The organism is Prevotella sp. oral taxon 313 (assembly GCF_003043935.1).
Lineage (GTDB): Bacteria > Bacteroidota > Bacteroidia > Bacteroidales > Bacteroidaceae > Prevotella > Prevotella jejuni.
Map to the genome: position 1 here is coordinate 475,503 of NZ_PYXE01000001.1, position 18,224 is coordinate 493,726.

Genomic DNA, 18,224 nt, shown 5'->3' on the forward strand with positions numbered 1-18,224 from the left:
TCGTTATTTATTAATTTTATTGTTCTTTTCCACTTTGTAAAAATAGAAGGTATCGAATACCAATAGTATAAGGTAGAATATCATGAAGATAACGGCGAAGCTGATCAGTCTCGTACGGTCCTTCACCACAAAGGCATAGACGACTATCACCATGAAAGCCAATAGCATCCGCAGTCCTGACGCTGCAAGATAGAACTTATTGAGCACTGCTGGCGACTGACTGACGATGGCCTTCCACGCACCTCCATAGACAGAGGCTGTGACAACGGAGAAGACAGCACTAATCGTGAGCATCGGTATGTAGGAAAAACGCTCTGTCAGCTGTACCACAAGTATCCCAATAAGATAGAGCGCAGCGGCAATCCACAGGCTATACTTATAGTATTTCTTATAGACTTTATCGTAATCCATCATACTAACTATGCTCTCCGTCGATTATCTTACTTAGATTTCTACACAGAGGTCGACGTTATTCTTCTTCACCTCGACGAACCCGCCTACTATCTGAAGCTCTGTCTTCACTCCTTTTACGGTATAGGCTACCTTGCCTTCAACGAGCGTTGAGATGATAGGAGCGTGATTGTTAAGGATTTCGAAAGGTCCTACTGCTCCTGGAACCATCACACTATCCACCTCACCTGTGAAGACAATCCTTTCGGGAGAAACTATTCTAAGTGTCAACATAGACAATTCAATTATTATTCTATTTGTACAAGAAGATGATTACTTAGATGCTTCTAACAGCTGCTTAGCCTTCTCCTTGACATCTTCTATCGTACCAACGTTCAAGAAGGCCTGCTCTGGTAGGTCGTCTACCTCACCATTCAAGATGGCATTGAAGCCCTTGATAGTCTCCTCGATTGGTACCATAACGCCCTTAACACCCGTGAACTGCTCAGCAACAGTAAATGGTTGAGAGAGGAAACGCTGCACACGACGCGCACGGTTTACCACCTGCTTATCCTCATCAGACAGCTCGTCCATACCTAAGATGGCGATGATATCCTGCAACTCATTATAATGCTGCAACAGCTGCTTTACTCTCTGCGCACACTCATAGTGGTCCTTACCAACAATCAGCGGGTCGAGGATACGTGAAGTACTGCCCAGTGGGTCTACCGCAGGATAGATACCAAGCTCGGTGATCTTACGACTCAACTCCGTTGTTGCGTCCAAGTGAGTAAAGGTAGTGGCTGGCGCTGGGTCGGTCAAGTCGTCTGCTGGCACATAAACGGCTTGTACAGAAGTGATTGAGCCATGCTTCGTTGAGGTAATACGCTCCTGCATAGCACCCATCTCACTGGCCAATGTTGGCTGATAACCAACGGCTGAAGGCATACGACCCAACAGTGCTGACACCTCTGATCCGGCCTGTGTAAAACGGAAGATGTTATCGATGAAGAACATGATATCTGCTGCCTCACCATTCTTACCACCATGGTCACGGAACTCCTCAGCAACGGTCAGACCTGACAAAGCCACGGAAGCACGTGCCCCTGGTGGTTCATTCATCTGTCCATAGACAAGAGTAGCCTGCGACTTCTGCAACTCCTCTTGGTCAACAAGCGACAAGTCCCACTTGCCTTCATCCATGGCTTTGCGGAATTTCTCGCCATAACGGATAACACCTGACTCCAACATATCACGTATCAAGTCGTTACCTTCACGCGTACGCTCGCCGACACCGGCAAAAACAGAGTATCCATTATGACCCTTAGCGATGTTATTAATCAACTCCATGATAAGCACCGTCTTACCTACACCGGCACCACCAAAGAGTCCAATCTTACCACCCTTCATATAAGGCTCCAATAGGTCGATGACCTTAATACCCGTCTGAAGCATCTCCTTATGCGTAGAGAGGTCTTCAAACTTCGGTGCCTCACGGTGGATAGGGTATGCACCTTCCATATTCAGTGCCTTCATACCGTCGATAGGCTGGCCTATAACGTTCAACATACGACCCTTAATCTGGTCGCCAGCGGGCATGACGATAGGACTACCCGTTGGTACTACCTCAAGGTCACGTTGCAAACCATCCGTATTGTCCATGGCCACACAACGTACAGTGTCCTCTCCGATGTGTTGCTGTACCTCGATAATCAAATCCTGCCCATTAGCTCGTTTAACACGCAGAGCATCGTGAATCTTTGGCAGAACCTTCTCAGGATTCTCGCCCTTAGTATCAAAGTAAACATCGATAACAGGACCGATAATCTGGGAAATGCGCCCATTAATCTGTGACATAAAATATCTTTCTTGTTTTTTTATTATTACTTCTTCTATATATATAATAAGGTGGAAGTGGTGCACTTAGATACTCAACTCGTCGAGTACCTTGATGAGTTTCTTGTCGAAAGGCTTGTCTGAACGGATTGCCTCAGACAATGGGACGTAGACTACCTCGTTGTTTCTCACACCTACCATAATATTGCGCTGACCCTGTATAATGGCTTCTATGGCTCCAACACCCGTACTACTTGCAAGGATACGGTCGCGAGCTGATGGCCGACCACCACGCTGCAAGTGGCCAAGAATTGACACACGAACATCATAATCAGGGAACTCATTGCGCACACGGTCGGCATAATACATCGCACCACACTTTGGACTCTCTGACACAATGACGATACAACTTCTCTTAGACTTACGTATGCCGCGCTCCATGAAGCGTGCCAACTGGTCGACATTCGTGGAGTCTTCTGGGATGATAGCGGCCTCAGCACCACTCGCAATAGCCGAGTTCTGAGCTAAGAAACCTGCATCACGACCCATCACCTCCACAAAGAAGATACGTTCATGGCTCTGGGCAGTATCACGAATACGGTCTACACACTCCACTATCGTGTTCATCGTCGTGTCATAACCTATCGTACTGTCCGTACCATAAAGGTCGTTATCTATCGTACCAGGCAAACCGATACAACAATAATCAAACTCTTGTGCAAACAACATAGCACCCGTCAGCGAACCATTACCGCCGATGACCACCAGAGCATCAATACCCTGACTAACAAGGTTGTCGTATGCTTGCTGTCTACCCTCCTTTGTTGTGAAACCTTTTGAGCGTGCCGTCTTAAGAATCGTACCGCCCTGACCGATAATGCCACTGACATTCTCGGTCGTAAAAGGCTTTATGTCACCTGTTATCAATCCTTCGTAACCTCTATAGACGGCCTTTATCTCAAAACCGTTATATATGCCTGCTCTGGTCACAGCACGGATAGCTGCATTCATACCTGGGGCATCACCGCCTGAGGTCAAGATACCTATTGTCTTTATCTTACTCATAACATTATGTATGTCTTAGACTCCCTTTTTACGAAAATCTACTCAATCATCCGCAAAGATAACAAATAAATACATATAGACAAAGCCGAAAAGAAAAAAAGTTGTGAATTATGTCAGAAAAAGAAGATAAGGAAGCCCCCCTCACACAACACCCGACACAGAAACAAGCGGCCCCTCCCCCGTCCCCTCCCCCGTAGGGAGGGGCGTGATTACCGAGATACCCCTAACGGCTTGCCGCTCGTTGCTTACGGTGCTATATGCGGTTGTATCATACCTTGTTCTGCACACTCTGTATCTTATTTGAGGTACATTAAAATCCTTGTTAATGGTGTATATTCTGTCATTCTTTGTCACTCTGTCATTATGTCTATAACCATTAAAAACACAACTCAACATGTTCTTTCTGTCATTCTATGTCTTTATGTCATTCTGTCTATAACCATTAAAAACACGACTCAACATGTTCTTTCTGTCATTATATGTCTTTCTGTCATTCTGTCTACAAACATTAAAAACACGCCTCAACATGTTCTTTCTGTCATCTTATGTCTTTCTGTCATTCTGTCTATAACCATTAAAAACACAACTCAACATATTCTTTCTGTCATTATATGTCTTTATGTCATTATGTCTTTGTATATTAAATTCTCGTTCAGTATGTATGTTTCGCCTGTCTCTGTAACCTACATGAAATCAGGAGGTTGCAAGTTGCGTTGAAGAAGGGCCTTATCAAGCATCAAGAAGGGCGTGTTCTTGGACGTAGAAGGGCATGTTCTCGAATGGAGAAGGGCATGTTCTTGAAACGAGCGGGGCTGAGAATGAGTGTTCTGTTGGCTGTAAGGTTCTGTGAAATCAATTGACTTAACGTCTCTGTGGGCCTTTGTGTGTTCTGTTAATCTGTGTTTTTCTGTGAGAAAAAGAACACACCCTCTCTATGAGATAACACACAAACAACTCGCTGGGGAGATTTTTCTCTCACAGAGCGCACAGAGTTCACTGAGCATTTTGCGCACAGTTTCGAGCGCACAGAAGGCCTTCGGCATACAGAGGTCACAGAGCGTTACTGCCAAAGGTGGCTGTAACGTTCTGTGAAATCGGTTGACTTAATGTCTCTGTGGAATGCTGTGTATTCTGTTCTTCTGTGTACTCTGTGAGAAATAGAACGCACCCACTCGTATGAGATAACACACAAACAACACTCTGGGGAGTTTTTTTTCTCACAGAACTCACAGACGTAACAGAACATTTCAACCAACGTTTCGAACTCACAGAACGCCTCCGGCATACAGAATTCACAGAGGCCTTTCAACTAAGATTAGCTGTAACGCTCTGTGAAATCGGTTGACTTAATGTCTCTGTGTGCCTTTGTGTGTTCTGTTCATCTGTGTTTTCTGTGAGAAATAGAACGCACCCACTATGAAGAAAAGATATGTGAGGTTACCCCTACTGGCCTTCTGATGATAGGAGATAAGCTGCTAAACATACAGAGGACATACAGGGGTATCTCGGTGATCACGCCCCTCCCTTTGGGGGAGGGGACGGGGGAGGGGCCGCTTGGGGGAGTGGCAAGCTGGGGAGTGTAGTATGTTCAGCGGCCCCATCCTACCTCAACTCATGCACTGCATACGGTGCACCAGAGGTTTTTACCTTGAGGGTCTCGTAGGTGGAGGTGGCTGGATGGTAGATGGAATAACCCATTCCTTCGTCAGTAGACATACCGAAGATGATGTCATTACCCGACTTACAGATGGCTGCGGCCCACCCTGCTGTGGCGGAGAGGTCCAACTTCTTGCAGGTCATATTGTAGAGATTAATCTCGAAAGGTTGGAAGCATTTATCGTGGACATAGTCTGGTGGGTTGCTTGCTGCACCTGGTATGTTGAGGTAAGCATACACCTTTCCGTTGCCGCCATAGACCTTCACGTACGCATACGACGTCTTATTACCTTTGACACCCACTAAGTTAACATCAGCAAGGGTGAAGCAGTAGGATTTATCAAAGTCTGTTTCTCCTTTCTTAATACGCAGGAATCCCTCCTTGACACCCGGTTGATAGCCGAACATCGCTACACAGTAAAAGTAGATATCGCCCTTCTCATCGATGAAGGGGTCGCCGGCTGGCGACTCACCAGAAGCCATTGAGACACGAGGATCACTGACGACTTTGATTGGCTTATCGGTCTTTGTGTCAATCAAAGCCACGTAAGCACCCGCCTCACAGGTGTAGGCTGACTTCATCTGACTAAGTGCCACGTAGAGTATTCCGTCTCTTATGACAGATGCGGCAGGCTCTGGATTATTGTCACCAACGGCTTTCCCCAAGGAATACTCCGCCAAGTCAATCTCTCCAACCTTCTCCATTGTGGTAGGGTCGATGATGATCACCTTTCCTAACCCATGACAAGAGACGTAGGCCTTATGGTCGGAAGCGAAGGTGATGCACATTGCTACCGCTCCACTGGGTAGAAGGATAGTGTTCCCTTCCTGCACGAGTTTACCCTCTTTCTGGGCATATTTATAGATGTGTTCGGTGTCGGTAATATACACTTTCCCCTTATATACGAAGGAAAAAGCACCCTTTGGCATCACCAGCGCATTATCGGTATTGAGCGAGCCAACGTTCATGTCTTTGAAAACACTTACGTATGTATTGTCTCCGATGTTAACACTATGGACGAAGCCCATCTCCGTCTTGGCCGGTGTAGGCGGTGTGTCAGATGAGTCTTTGTCGCAAGATAGTAGTCCGACGGTCGTGAGCAGCATGATAGCTGCGGTTAAGAAATAATGTTTCATTGTGTTTTGATTAAAGAAGTTAATAATTATAAGCTCATTGCCCCACCTGCCAGTTTGTCTCTGAACAGGTTGAAGCGTAGTTTTGCCTTTAATGTTCTTCCGGGCAGAGGCATCTTAAATTCCATGTAGTTCTCCTTGTTGAAGACGTTTTCTAACTCAAGGCTCAGTGACATGTTATTATGCCATAAAGACTGTTGGAGGCCTATCGTGAAGACATCATTGGATGGGATACGCCATTTCCTACGCTCCTCTGCAAGCGAACTCATCTGCCATCCCCAGTCAAACTCGCCCACATGCGACACGTCGATATAGACTCTCGACAGCTCTCGGCGCCCTATCAAGCCCTCTGCATGGTACTCCATGCCATAGTTATAGTAGAAGGCAGGGATGTTAGGGACGTGCTTATTATAGGTAGGGTTGCTCGTTCCTTGTTCGTCATTAAACCATCTTTGCTTGTCTCGGATGTCCTGTAAGGTCAGATTAAAGTAGAGATAGACATTGCGTGTGACATCCACTTTCACGTCGGTGTCCATTCCGATGGTCCTTGTCTTCCCTAAGTTCGTATAGATAGAACGTGTGTCAGCAGGGAAGAGTCTTATCATGTTCTTCATCATCATATAGTAGAAATTCGTCTCCCACTGTACCCTCATGAGTCCGCACAGTCCTCTTCTATCGACGATAAAACCAAGGTTCAGATTATTCCCCACCTCTGGCTGCAGGTTGACCGACGGTTTGATGCTTACCCCATTACCAAAGAGTTCGCCCGTATCGGGTATCCTCACGTTATGCGAGAACGACAGCTTCACCCGCACATCCTTCCATAGTTCATAGCTGAAGCCCTCACTGAAGCCATAATACGACCGTTCCACACGGGTCTGCTTCGGTGCTAACTCGTCTGTTGCCTGCCCTTTCGCCAGTGCGTCACTGGTTCTGTAAATCCTCGAGTTAAGGTAGTAGATGCTGAGAGTCAATGCGTTTTGAAACCGATGATTAGCCGAGACAAACAGATGACTGAGGCCGATGTTGTTAGCAGTCATCCTGCTTGGATAGGCACTGGGGTCAAAGCCAAGATAGCCTTTCATGCGTTCGTCCTTAGGAGTATAAGCCGAGTAGGCGTATTGGTCATTGAGATTAAGAGTGTGCCGACCCCGTGTATATTTCAAGTTAAACTTACTCCTCACCTCAAACTGCCGATCATGCGACTCGTTGAACAGGTTGTCATCCGTCTCTCCTACGGCTTGCGTGACGGTTCCGTCCCATTGTCTCCTCGTAGTGGCGGTGTCTGTCATATTCGAGCGGATGATAGGTGTGACGATAGCATACTTCATATCTAATCCTTTAACGAGGAAGTCTTGTTTCTCCAACACGAGGTTTGGCATGATATTTATCCCTTTTGTATAGGCATGACGAGCGTCGAAATTAAGCGACTGTATCCCCTTCTTGTTCTGATAAAAGGCACATTCTAAGTCGAACTTATCAAAGTAGAGCTTCCTAAACCCTATCCCCACATGATAGAAATTGGCTTCGTAATAGTCGTTCCGACGTCTCACCTTTCTATAGGCCGACGCTGGCAGATTGGTCTCGAACACTGGCCACGACATCATATAGTCGTTTTTCGACTTATTCTTAAAGAATGCCACGTTAAATAATATCCCTGGTCGGCTAAAGAGCTTTTGTCCACTTACGAGCGTCTTCACCGTCCCAAAGGATGCCAACTCCTGTGTGAAGCCCACCAAGTCGCACTCGTCTTCTCGTGTGACGATGTTGATGGCGCCTCCTAAACCGTCTCCGCCATACTCCGCAGGGACAATTCCTTTATACACCTCGATATACTTGATGACGTCTATCGGGATGTCGTTAATATCGAAGGAACCGTCAGGACTGTTCAGTGGGAACCCATCGATATATACCGCCACACGCTTCCCTTCTAAGCCATGTACCGAGATGCGCGATGCACTACCCAGTCCACCTGCCTTCCGAACCTTAATTCCTGATGTCCTCGTCAGTATCTCCTCAATGCTACTCGACCGTCCTCTCAGTTTCGCACCGTCCACAACTGTCACGGCCATAGGGCTTTGTCGTATCTGGTTTATCTCTGCACTCTGTGCCGAACTCCGCACGACAACCTCACGCAACGAGGTCGATGAGGGTTCAAGATAGTAGTCTCTTGTCACATCACCACCCGCTGCAACGACCTCCCTCAGCCGTTTGTAGCCTACTGCCGACACCTCTATCGTGTAAGCACCCGCTGTGGGAACCGTCAGCTGATAGTCGCCAGCCTTGTCAGAGAGGGTCTTCTGCTTCGTTCCCTTGACTGCTATGCATGCTCCACAGATAGGAGTCGACGTCTCTTTCTCCATGATCTTACCCCTTAGCAGCCGTTGGGCCGCCACGAGCAGAGGACACAGACACACGATTATGATAAGGATTAATCTCTTCATACCTACTTATTGTTTTATGAGTTCCTGCCACCCAGCCGTGTTGTAGCGTATATATTCGGTCAGAGCCTGCCTCACCTCCTCTTGCTGAAGGTCGGGTCTTGACACAATCTCACCGATAATCGTCAGCCATGTAGAGGCGCTGATACGAAAGAAGAGGGGCGACACACTCGTCTCCACCTGCTCCATGTAAGTCCTACTTATCGCCACTTGTTCGTCGATAAAGGTCTCACGGAAATTCTCTAAGGAGGTGCCCTGCGATTCAAAGAGCAGTAGCCTCAACTCCTCCTTATATAAGAAGATGATGCGAAGCATACTCGATAAGAATTCCTTCTGCCGTTGTCGAGAGAAGTCAAGACGCTTTTCCTCGTGCTCACCCTTGCTGTGCTCCGCCATACGCTCGCCTATCACAGAAAGCAGCGGACGAAGAACAGCACAGAAGATATCGTCCTTTGTCTTAAAATAGTTGTATATATTCCCCAGCACAACACCAGACTTAGCCGAGATTGTACGCATCGATGTCTTCCTATAACCACACTTAACAAACTCACTGCGGGCGGCCATGACAATCCTACTCCGCACGTCTTCTTTTAATGTTTTCATAATAGTCTTATTAACGGACAATGTCTTGTTTTGTTCATAAAAAAAAGCGTATTGCATTCAATCTGCAATACGCTTTCTTCCACTTGACGTTCTATGGCATTCTAATCGTTTCTCCATTCTGTCGACTTTTGCTGCAAAGATAGGCAAAGATTTCGGTCTTGTCAATACTTACTAATAGGTATTTTAAGTCTCTGTCGCTCTGTTGTAATGTGGTTGACGGTGTAGCCTTAACTCTCTTTCATTCCCCCTTTCTCCCAACCTCCTCACCCGCTTGTCAATAATTTTCGCCTGTCATCAAGGCAACACATGCCCTTCTTCATTCAAGACCATGCCCTTCTCCATTCGAGAACACGCCCTTCTTGCGTGCAGAACACGCCTTTCTTGGGGCAAGAAGGGCGTGTTCTCAAACGCAACTTATAACCTTCTGATTACTTGTGGGTTATGAACTCTATCAAAGGAGGCTCCACCCTCTCATTTTAAGGATAGTTGGCTCAGTTATATGTAAAGGTTTTTTACGCTCCGAGTTGGGATACATGCAAAGGGGATAGAGAGTTTTTTCTCACGCTGGGGAGTTATTTCTCTCACAGAGCACACGGCGGCCCCTCCCCCTTCCCCTCCCCCGTAGGGAGGGGCGTAATATGTGAGGTTACCCCTATTGGGCTGCTAACACGGTTCTTGGGTAGTTCTTTCTCTCACAGAGCGCACAGAGTTCACTGAGCATTTTTGCGCACAGTTTCGAGCCCACAGAACGCCTTCGGCATACAGAGTTCACAGAGCGTTACTGCTAAAGGTGGCTGTAACGTTCTGTGAAATCGGTTGACTTAATGTCTCTGTGGAATACCGTGTGTTCTGTTCATCTGTGTAAATCTGTGAGAAAAAGAAGGTACCCTCGATATGAGATTAGGCCTATGAGACTTGCTGCGGAGTTTTTTCTCTCACAGAACACACAGATTTAACAGAACTCATTAGCGCACTGTTTCGATTCCACAGAACGCCTTCGGCATACAGATATCACAGAACGTTTAAGCTAAAGGTGGCTGTAAGGTTCTGTGATATCGGTTGACTTAACGTCTCTGTGGGCCCCTGTGTGTTCTGTTCTTCTGTGTTCTCTGTGAGAAAAAAAACATTTGCGAAACTCGCTGGGGAGGTTTATCTCTCACAGAGCGCACAGAGTTCACGGAGGTTTTTGGCGCACATTTCGAGCCCACAGAGGGCCTTCGGCATACAGAGTTCACAGAGCGTTACTGCTAAAGGTGGCTGTAAGGTTCTGTGAAATCGGTTGACTTAATGTCTCTGTGGAATGCTGTGTGTTCTGTTCTTCTGTGTTTTTCTGTGAGAAAAAATATGTCATTCTTCTTTTGTCATTATGTCATTATGTCTAAAAAATCACACCTGTCTTCTTTTGTCATTATGTCATTCTGTCTTAAAAAAAACACCTGTCTCCCTTTGTCATTATGTCATTATGTCTAAAAAATCACACCTGTCTTCTTTTGTCATTATGTCATTCTGTCTAAAAAATCACACCTGTCTCCCTCCGTCTCTCTGTTACTCTGTCTTAAAAACCACCCCATCTGTTACTCCTGTCTTACTCTGTTACCCTGTCTCCCATACCCTGTCTCCCTCATGCCGTGTGTTCTCCTGTCTAAAGATGTATATGTTTGTATTTTTTATAAACTATCTATTATTTCGTTGCACACTCAGTTTTTTTTATTAAATTTGCACAATTAATACAACAGTTGATTAACGGAACGAATTAAATTGATCAATCCTCTTGCGATAAGAAAGGAGTTTTCTTGTAATAAAGGAGCAATCTAATAGAATGAATAAAACCAGAGTAAATAAAAACAAAGTTTATGAGTAAAAAGTTACTTATTTGTTTTGTCATGCTGTTAACCTACGTTTCAACAGCATTGGCACAAACGAAGATTTCGGGAACCGTGGTGGGTGCCGAAGATAACCAACCCGTTATCGGAGCCACCATCATGGTCGTAGGCACCAAAGCGGGTGTAGTGACCGATGTCGATGGAAAGTTCTCGCTGACCACTGACGTTGCTAATCCTCAAGTCACTGTGGGCTATATCGGTATGGTCTCACAGACGTTGAAGGGCACTACCGACATGAAGGTGGTGCTTAAGTCGAGCACACAAGCACTGAAGGAGGTGGTTGTGACGGGTCTTACCCGCACCGACCGCCGTCTCTTTACAGGTGCTACAGACAAGGTAGATGCCGACAAGGCTCGTCTAAGTGGTGTGGCCGACATCAGTAGATCATTAGAGGGTCAGGCCGCTGGTGTGTCTGTTCAGAATGTCAGTGGAACCTTCGGTACAGCGCCAAAGATACGCATCCGTAGTGCTACCTCTATCTATGGAAGTAGCAAACCACTATGGGTTGTCGACGGAGTCATCATGGAAGACGCCGCTAACGTGGGTGCTGACGACTTAGCATCGGGCAATCCAGAGACCCTCATCTCGTCGGCCATCGCAGGACTCAACGCTGACGACATCGAGAGTTTTCAGATACTTAAGGACGGTTCGGCCACCTCTATCTATGGTGCAAGAGCCATGGCTGGTGTGATTGTAGTGACCACCAAGAAGGGAAAGCAGGGTCAGGCCCACATTAGTTATACGGGTGAGTTCACCTCACGTTTGGTTCCTTCGTATCGTAACTTCGATATTCTCGATTCAAAGGAACAGATGGGTATCTATCGAGAGTTGGCCGATAAGGGTTGGCTAAACTTCTCTGAGGTGCTCAATGGCAGCGAGTATGGCATCTATGGAAAGATGTATGAGCTGATAAACACGTATTATCCAACCACTGGTCGCTTTGCTTTAGAGAACACGACCGAGGCTCGCAACCGTTATCTCCAGCGTGCTGAGTTCCGCAATACCAACTGGTTTAAGGAGCTGTTCTCGTCAAACATCATGCAAAGTCACTCTATTAGCTTAAGCGGAGGAACGCAGAAATCAAACTACTATGCGTCGTTCAGTGCATTGTTAGACCCAGGATGGTATAAGCAGAGTAACGTCAACCGCTATACTATCAACGTCAACCTTACGCATCATCTGGCTGATAATCTGTCGTTGAACCTCATCGGTGGTGCCGCTTACCGTAAGCAACGCGCCCCAGGAACATTAGGTCAAGATGTCGACGTAGTAGGTGGTGAGGTGAAACGCGACTTTGATATCAACCCTTATTCATACGCCAGCAACACCTCAAGAGTGCTGGATCCGTCGGCAACCTACGTAGCCAATTATGCGCCATTCAATATCTTCCATGAGTTAGACAATAACTATATCGACCTGAACACACTTGATGCTCGTTTTCAGTTAGAACTGAAGTATAAGCCACTGAAAGGCTTGGAGTTGTCGCTCTTGGGTGCTTTTAAGTATATGACCTCCACACAGGAGCATTATGTGAAGGACGACTCCAATCAGGCTTTGGCCTATCGTGCGATGGCAAACGGTATTATCCGTGATGCCAACAAGTATCTCTATAAAGACCCCGACAACCCTTACGTACTGCCAATGAGCGTCTTACCTTACGGAGGACTGTATCATAAAGGTGATAACCGCATGAGTGATTACGACGTGAGAGCCACTGCCAATTACAGTCATACGTTCGCTGAGAAGCATATCATGAACCTCTTTGGGGGTATGGAGCTGACCAATATCGAGCGTCAACGCAATGCCTTCGAGGGTCCGGGACTACGTTATAATGCGGGTATGGTACCTTTCTATATCTATCAATACTTCAAACGTTCGTTGGAGTCGGGCAACACCTTCTATACTATCACACCTACTAACTCTCGCAGTGTAGCGTTCTACAGCAATGCAACCTACAGTTATCAAGGACGTTATGTATTCAATGGTACGCTGCGATATGAGGGTTCTAACCAGATGGGAAGGAACCGTAGTGCACGCTGGATGCCTACGTGGAACGTGTCAGGAGCATGGAATGTGCATGAAGAGAACTGGTTTGCAAAGCTCTCACCACTGTCTCGTCTGACGCTGCGCGCCTCATACAGTCTGACAGGTACACCTCCTGACGCCTCTTATAGTAACTCAACAGCTATCCTCACAGCCTCAACACCGTTCCGACTCTTCGCTGAAGACCAAGAGCCACAACTTGAGATTAGCGAGTTGGCAAACTCTACCTTGACCTATGAGAAGAAGAATGAGCTAAACCTTGGGTTTGATGCTTCGTTGTGGAACAACCGCTTGGGCATCACATTCGACTATTATACACGTAAGAACTTCGATGAGATAGGACCGATGGTGACCGCTGGCTTGGGTGGTGAGATTATACGAGCTGCCAACGTGGCCGAGATGAACTCGAATGGTGTTGAGCTCAGTCTCTCCTCTGTCAACATGCGTACAAAGGACTTCACATGGACCACCAACTTCATCTACTCGCATGCTACGACGAAGATAACAAAGCTCTTTAACCAAGGAAACGTCATGAGCTTGGTCAGTGGTAACGGTTTTGCAAAGAAGGGTTATCCTGCTCGTGCACTGTTCTCCATACCTTTCGTGGGACTGAACAACGACGGTGTGCCTATGGTAATCAATGAGAAAGGACAGGTGACTACCGATGATATCAACTTCCAAGAACGTACACAAACAGACTTCCTAAAGTATGAAGGGCCTACTGACCCTACACATACAGGATCATTGGGAAATATGTTCACTTACAAAGGACTCCGTCTGAACGTCTTCTTTACATACGCCTTTGGGAACGTCGTGCGCCTCGACCCTAAGTTCAGAGCACGTTATAACGACCTCGTTTCGATGACGAATGCGTTCAAGAACCGCTGGATGGCATCAGGAGAAGAGAAGGAAACCAACGTACCAGGTATCCTCTCTAAGAGCCAGTATATGGCCAACACGAATGTGCGCTTGGGTTATAACGCTTATAACTACAGCGATGTACGTATCGCAAAGGGCGACTTCATTCGTCTGAAAGAGATTTCCTTAGGATATGACTTCCCTGCTGCAATGTTCCAACACAGCATGATCAAGAACCTTGCCTTGAAGCTTCAAGCAACCAATCTCTTCCTCCTTTATGCCGACAAGCGCCTCAACGGACAAGACCCAGAGTTCTATAATGTGGGCGGTGTAGCATCTCCTATGCCAAAGCAATTTACGTTAACAGTGAAACTTGGACTATAATACTTACGAAGATGAAAGTCAATAAATATATTACCTACTTGCCAGTAGCTTTGTTATCACTTGCCTTTACGGCGTGTAACGATTTCTTGGACAAGTATCCCGACAGCCGTATGGACCTTAAAACGCCTACGGAAGTGAGCCAACTCTTGGTGAGTGCTTATCCACAAGCTCACCCTGCTTATCTCACAGAGATGTACTCTGATAATACTGATGAGCAACTCCATAGTACGTGGAGTGCCTTCGATAGATTTCAGGAGCAGGCTTATCAGTGGAAAGACATCGATGACGTCAGCAATACGGAGACTCCTTACCAGCTGTGGTCGGCCCACTATGCAGCCATCTCAGCATGTAACGAGGCCATAGAATACATCGATAAAACCGTTAAGGACACGCAGACTGAAGAGGAGTATAGCGCACAGTTGGGCGAAGCCTTGCTCTGTCGTGCCTTCTCAATGTTTCAGTTATCAACCGTCTTCTGCCAGGCCTACGACAAAGCCACAGCCGATAAGCAGTTAGGACTGCCTTATCCTACACAGCCTGAGAAGGTCGTTGGACGCACTATGGAGCGTGGCACGTTGGCCGAACTCTACCAGAAGATAGAGGCCGACATGCTTAAAGGCATATCACTCGTTGGTACGAAGTATGCTAAACCAAAGTTCCATTTCACCAAGCAGGCCGCTTACGCCTTCGCTACTCGCTTCTATCTCTATGCTCAACAGTATGATAAAGCGGTGATGTATGCCAATAAGGTATTAGGCGAACACCCTACTGACATCCTGCGTAACTGGGCTGAGTGGAACCGCTTAGGACCAAGTGGAAACGTACAGCCAAACGCTTTCGTGGCTGCAAGCGACAATGCTAACATCCTCTTGTTGACGGTTCCTTCACAGTGGGGAGTCATCAGTATTCCTATTCTCGCTGGTAGTAAGTATGCCCACGGAGAGCTGATTAGCAAGAACGAGACCCTCCAAGCACCGGGACCATGGGGTGACAGCGGTTCGACACTGAACTATACTGTCTTATATAATAATGGTGTGTCAAAGTATTGTCTACGTAAGATTCCATACGTACCAAAGGTGATTGACGCTACAGCCGAGATTGGTGTGCCTTACGGAGAGTATGCTGTCTTCAACACCGACCTCACCCTCTTGGAGCGTGCCGAGGCTTATGCCCTCTCAGGACAGTATGCCAAAGCGTTGCAGGACATCAATAGTGAGCTATCTGTCTTCTCAAAGAATAGGAAGCAGTTGACGCTGGCCGAGATACAAGACTTCTATCGCTCAATGGCCTACTACACGCCGACGAAGCCTACTCCAAAGAAGGCTCTTCACCCATCGTTCAGTATTGAGTCGACAACACAAGAGCCTCTCTTGCAGTGTCTCTTACAGCTGAAACGACTCGTGACCATCCACGAAGGACTCCGTCTGCAGGATGTGAAGCGTTACGGAATAACCCTCTATCGTAGGAAGGTAGACGTTCAGTCGAACGTGACAGCCGTCACCGACTCTATGAAAGCTGGTGATCCACGACTCGCTATACAGTTGCCTCAAGACGTTATCACGGCTGGCATCACAGCTAATCCACGTAATAATTAATAAAGAAAGGTTATGAAAAAGTATTTATATTTGGTCGTTACCGCACTTGTAGGCTGTGGTGTGCTACTGTCATCATGTAGCGATGACAAGATTGAAGGCGACTCTATCTTCTCGACAGCACCCGTGCATCGCAACCCATTCGACCAGTGGTTGTATAAGAACTACACCATGCCTTATAACATAGAGTTTCAGTATCGACTCAAGACAGAGGAGACCGACCAAGCTTATAACTTTGTTCCGGCCGACTCAGCAAAGTCGGTTAAGTTGGCTATCCTCACGAAGTACATGTGGTTTGACGCTTATGCAGAGACCGTTGGACTTGACTTTGTCAAAGAGAACTCGCCACGTATCATCGTTGTCACGGGTACTCCTGGCTACACACGCTATCGCACTGAGGTCATCGGTAGTGCTGAGGGCGGATATAAGGTGCGTCTCGGTAAGGTCAATGCACTCACTGATGACCAGCTGAAGGACTATGGTAGTATGACAAACTACTATTTCCATACCATGCACCATGAGTTTATGCACATCTTGAACCAGAAGAAGCCGTACGATGAATCGTATGATAATATCTCTCGTTCGGACTATGTTAGTGGCAACTGGACCTCTATCCCTGATAAAAAGGCACAGAGTATGGGATTTGTTTCGGCCTACTCTATGGAGAACCCTGCCGAGGACATCGCCGAACTCTACTCTATCTACGTGACGAGTACACCACAGGATTGGGCCACTATCATGCGCAATGCGGGTAATAAAGGTGGCTCTATCATCAACAGAAAACTAAAGATGATACGTGAATACATGAGTAATTCATGGAATGTAGACATCGAACTGCTGCGCAACGCTATCCTCCGTAGAGGTGGGAAGATTGGTTCGCTCGACCTTAACACGCTGGAGTAAGAATGGTGTTGTACGTATATTATCAATAAACTAACAATCAAGGGGTTACGACCTTAGCCTCCTCTCCCACAAAGGGACTGCCGATGGGCAAACAAGACGGCCCACGGCTGCCGAGAAGACAAGGCCAACTGACCCAATAAAAGGAAATGGATAAGCAAATGAAAAAGGTATATTTACTGTTCATGGCTATCATGCTGACGCTCTCTCTGCAGTCGTGTCTGCATGACGATAAGACCACCTTCGACCTCCCAGCGGCCGACCGCATAGAGAAGAAAGTTGCCGATTACAAAGCACTCTTAGAGTCGGCTGACGACGGATGGGTGATGCAGTATTACACAGGTAAGAACTATAGCTATGGCGGATATACGTTGTTACTGAAGTTCAAGAACGGCAACGTGACCGCTATGGGCGATGTGAAGGATATCGAAGCACAAGCTACTTCGGGCTACGATGTCGTGAAAGACCTCGGTCCGACACTCTCTTTCAATGGCTATAACGCTGTCATTCACCCCTTGGCGGAGACCTGGTTGGGTAGTCCTGACGGTGCGCAAGGCGACTATGAGTTCTCTATTCTCCGTGCAACAAACGATAGTATCTTCCTTAAAGGACGTAAGTGGCACAACGAGATGCTCCTCACTCGTCTGCCTAAGGGTACTAACTGGGAGGAATACATGCTCGGTCTTGCCACGGTGATGCAGGGGATGAACGTCGAGACCTACGACTTTGTCTTGGGCAATGACACCCTCGCTCAGGGCACACTGACGCAGGAGGTGAGACGACTCAACGTCACCATTGGCGACTCTACATGGTCGATGCCATACTGTACCACCAATACGGGTATCGTACTTCGTCAACCGCTTGTCATCAAGAACAAGAAGTATCAGCATTTTACATGGAATGAGGAAGACCACTCGCTGACGCAGGACGACCTCAAAATCATACAGTTCTTGCCGAAGAGCCATAAGGATATCGACTTCTGGATAGGTGAGTGGCAACTCAAGACGAGCCTCCGCAAACGTATCAGACTTACCTTGGAGAGGGGCACGGTGGCTAATACACTGAAGGGAAAGTTGAACCTCAATAACGTCAACTACGAGATTCTCCTCACCTACGACCCTGCCACAGGCCACTTGGAGTTGCCGGGACAGCCTGTTACCGACCCTACTTATAAGTATCCGGCAGGTATTCTTCTGATCCCAGCATCCGCTAAGGAGGGTAAACTCTTTGGTGAAGGAACGGGTAGTCTGTTCTTCACTTGGGACGACGACATGGAGCGTGCGAAGGCTGAAGACAGTGGACAGATAACGGGTCACACGGTTGACTCCTTCTTTGGAGTGGCTTACGGCGAAGACCTCCAACCGGTCACTGACGCACAAGGCAACTATGTCTATGCCTTCACGCTACCTAATATTCAATACATGACGAAAATTAATTAA

At 47.0% G+C, this 18,224-nt stretch carries 11 protein-coding genes; 4 read left to right on the plus strand and 7 right to left on the minus strand.

Features of this window, described 5'->3' with window-relative positions; translation table 11 throughout:
* Positions 1 to 3: 3 nt before the first annotated feature.
* The 7 genes from AXF23_RS01895 to AXF23_RS01935 form a co-directional block, all read right to left on the minus strand.
* Complete coding sequence (locus AXF23_RS01895; protein WP_176414837.1) at positions 4 to 414, minus strand: hypothetical protein; 411 nt, start codon at positions 412 to 414, stop codon at positions 4 to 6.
* Between the two features lie 30 nt (positions 415 to 444).
* Positions 445 to 684 (minus strand): FoF1 ATP synthase subunit delta/epsilon, encoded by a 240-nt coding sequence (locus AXF23_RS01900; RefSeq protein WP_107624113.1) that lies wholly within the window; start codon positions 682 to 684, stop codon positions 445 to 447.
* A gap of 39 nt (positions 685 to 723) precedes the next feature.
* Positions 724 to 2,247: a F0F1 ATP synthase subunit beta gene (atpD, locus tag AXF23_RS01905; protein WP_107624114.1), complete on the minus strand. Its 1,524-nt coding sequence runs from the start codon at positions 2,245 to 2,247 to the stop codon at positions 724 to 726.
* 66 nt (positions 2,248 to 2,313) lie between these two features.
* On the minus strand, positions 2,314 to 3,291 hold the full coding sequence (pfkA, locus tag AXF23_RS01910; protein ID WP_089365620.1) for a 6-phosphofructokinase: 978 nt from the start codon (positions 3,289 to 3,291) through the stop codon (positions 2,314 to 2,316).
* A 1,602-nt stretch (positions 3,292 to 4,893) separates the two neighbouring features.
* On the minus strand, positions 4,894 to 6,084 hold the full coding sequence (locus AXF23_RS01925) for a YncE family protein (RefSeq protein WP_107624116.1): 1,191 nt from the start codon (positions 6,082 to 6,084) through the stop codon (positions 4,894 to 4,896).
* Positions 6,085 to 6,110: 26 nt separating this feature from the next.
* Positions 6,111 to 8,525 (minus strand): TonB-dependent receptor, encoded by a 2,415-nt coding sequence (locus tag AXF23_RS01930; RefSeq protein ID WP_107624117.1) that lies wholly within the window; start codon positions 8,523 to 8,525, stop codon positions 6,111 to 6,113.
* Between the two features lie 6 nt (positions 8,526 to 8,531).
* A complete protein-coding gene (locus tag AXF23_RS01935) occupies positions 8,532 to 9,125 on the minus strand; it encodes a TetR/AcrR family transcriptional regulator (RefSeq protein ID WP_107624118.1) in 594 nt (197 codons plus the stop codon).
* Between the two features lie 1,853 nt (positions 9,126 to 10,978).
* On the opposite strand from AXF23_RS01935, the gene AXF23_RS01950 reads away from it, so the two are divergent.
* From AXF23_RS01950 to AXF23_RS01965, 4 genes are all read left to right on the plus strand, one after another.
* Complete coding sequence (locus AXF23_RS01950) at positions 10,979 to 14,293, plus strand: SusC/RagA family TonB-linked outer membrane protein (protein WP_107624120.1); 3,315 nt, start codon at positions 10,979 to 10,981, stop codon at positions 14,291 to 14,293.
* Positions 14,294 to 14,304: 11 nt separating this feature from the next.
* On the plus strand, positions 14,305 to 15,888 hold the full coding sequence (locus tag AXF23_RS01955) for a RagB/SusD family nutrient uptake outer membrane protein (RefSeq protein ID WP_107624121.1): 1,584 nt from the start codon (positions 14,305 to 14,307) through the stop codon (positions 15,886 to 15,888).
* A gap of 12 nt (positions 15,889 to 15,900) precedes the next feature.
* On the plus strand, positions 15,901 to 16,788 hold the full coding sequence (locus AXF23_RS01960) for a zinc-binding metallopeptidase (protein WP_107624122.1): 888 nt from the start codon (positions 15,901 to 15,903) through the stop codon (positions 16,786 to 16,788).
* A 158-nt stretch (positions 16,789 to 16,946) separates the two neighbouring features.
* Entirely contained in the window at positions 16,947 to 18,224 is a 1,278-nt protein-coding gene (locus tag AXF23_RS01965) for a DUF4302 domain-containing protein (protein WP_107625764.1), read from the plus strand.

Excerpts from the sequence above, each read along its gene's own strand:
- AXF23_RS01950 (WP_107624120.1), top strand. The coding sequence starts at position 10,979 with ATGAGTAAAAAGTTACTTATTTGTTTTGTCATGCTGTTAACCTACGTT.
- pfkA (WP_089365620.1), bottom strand. The coding sequence starts at position 3,291 with ATGAGTAAGATAAAGACAATAGGTATCTTGACCTCAGGCGGTGATGCC.
- AXF23_RS01900 (WP_107624113.1), bottom strand. The coding sequence starts at position 684 with ATGTTGACACTTAGAATAGTTTCTCCCGAAAGGATTGTCTTCACAGGT.
- atpD (WP_107624114.1), bottom strand. The coding sequence starts at position 2,247 with ATGTCACAGATTAATGGGCGCATTTCCCAGATTATCGGTCCTGTTATC.
- AXF23_RS01930 (WP_107624117.1), bottom strand. The coding sequence starts at position 8,525 with ATGAAGAGATTAATCCTTATCATAATCGTGTGTCTGTGTCCTCTGCTC.
- AXF23_RS01960 (WP_107624122.1), top strand. The coding sequence starts at position 15,901 with ATGAAAAAGTATTTATATTTGGTCGTTACCGCACTTGTAGGCTGTGGT.
- AXF23_RS01925 (WP_107624116.1), bottom strand. The coding sequence starts at position 6,084 with ATGAAACATTATTTCTTAACCGCAGCTATCATGCTGCTCACGACCGTC.
- AXF23_RS01965 (WP_107625764.1), top strand. The coding sequence starts at position 16,947 with ATGAAAAAGGTATATTTACTGTTCATGGCTATCATGCTGACGCTCTCT.
- AXF23_RS01935 (WP_107624118.1), bottom strand. The coding sequence starts at position 9,125 with ATGAAAACATTAAAAGAAGACGTGCGGAGTAGGATTGTCATGGCCGCC.
- AXF23_RS01955 (WP_107624121.1), top strand. The coding sequence starts at position 14,305 with ATGAAAGTCAATAAATATATTACCTACTTGCCAGTAGCTTTGTTATCA.
- AXF23_RS01895 (WP_176414837.1), bottom strand. The coding sequence starts at position 414 with ATGATGGATTACGATAAAGTCTATAAGAAATACTATAAGTATAGCCTG.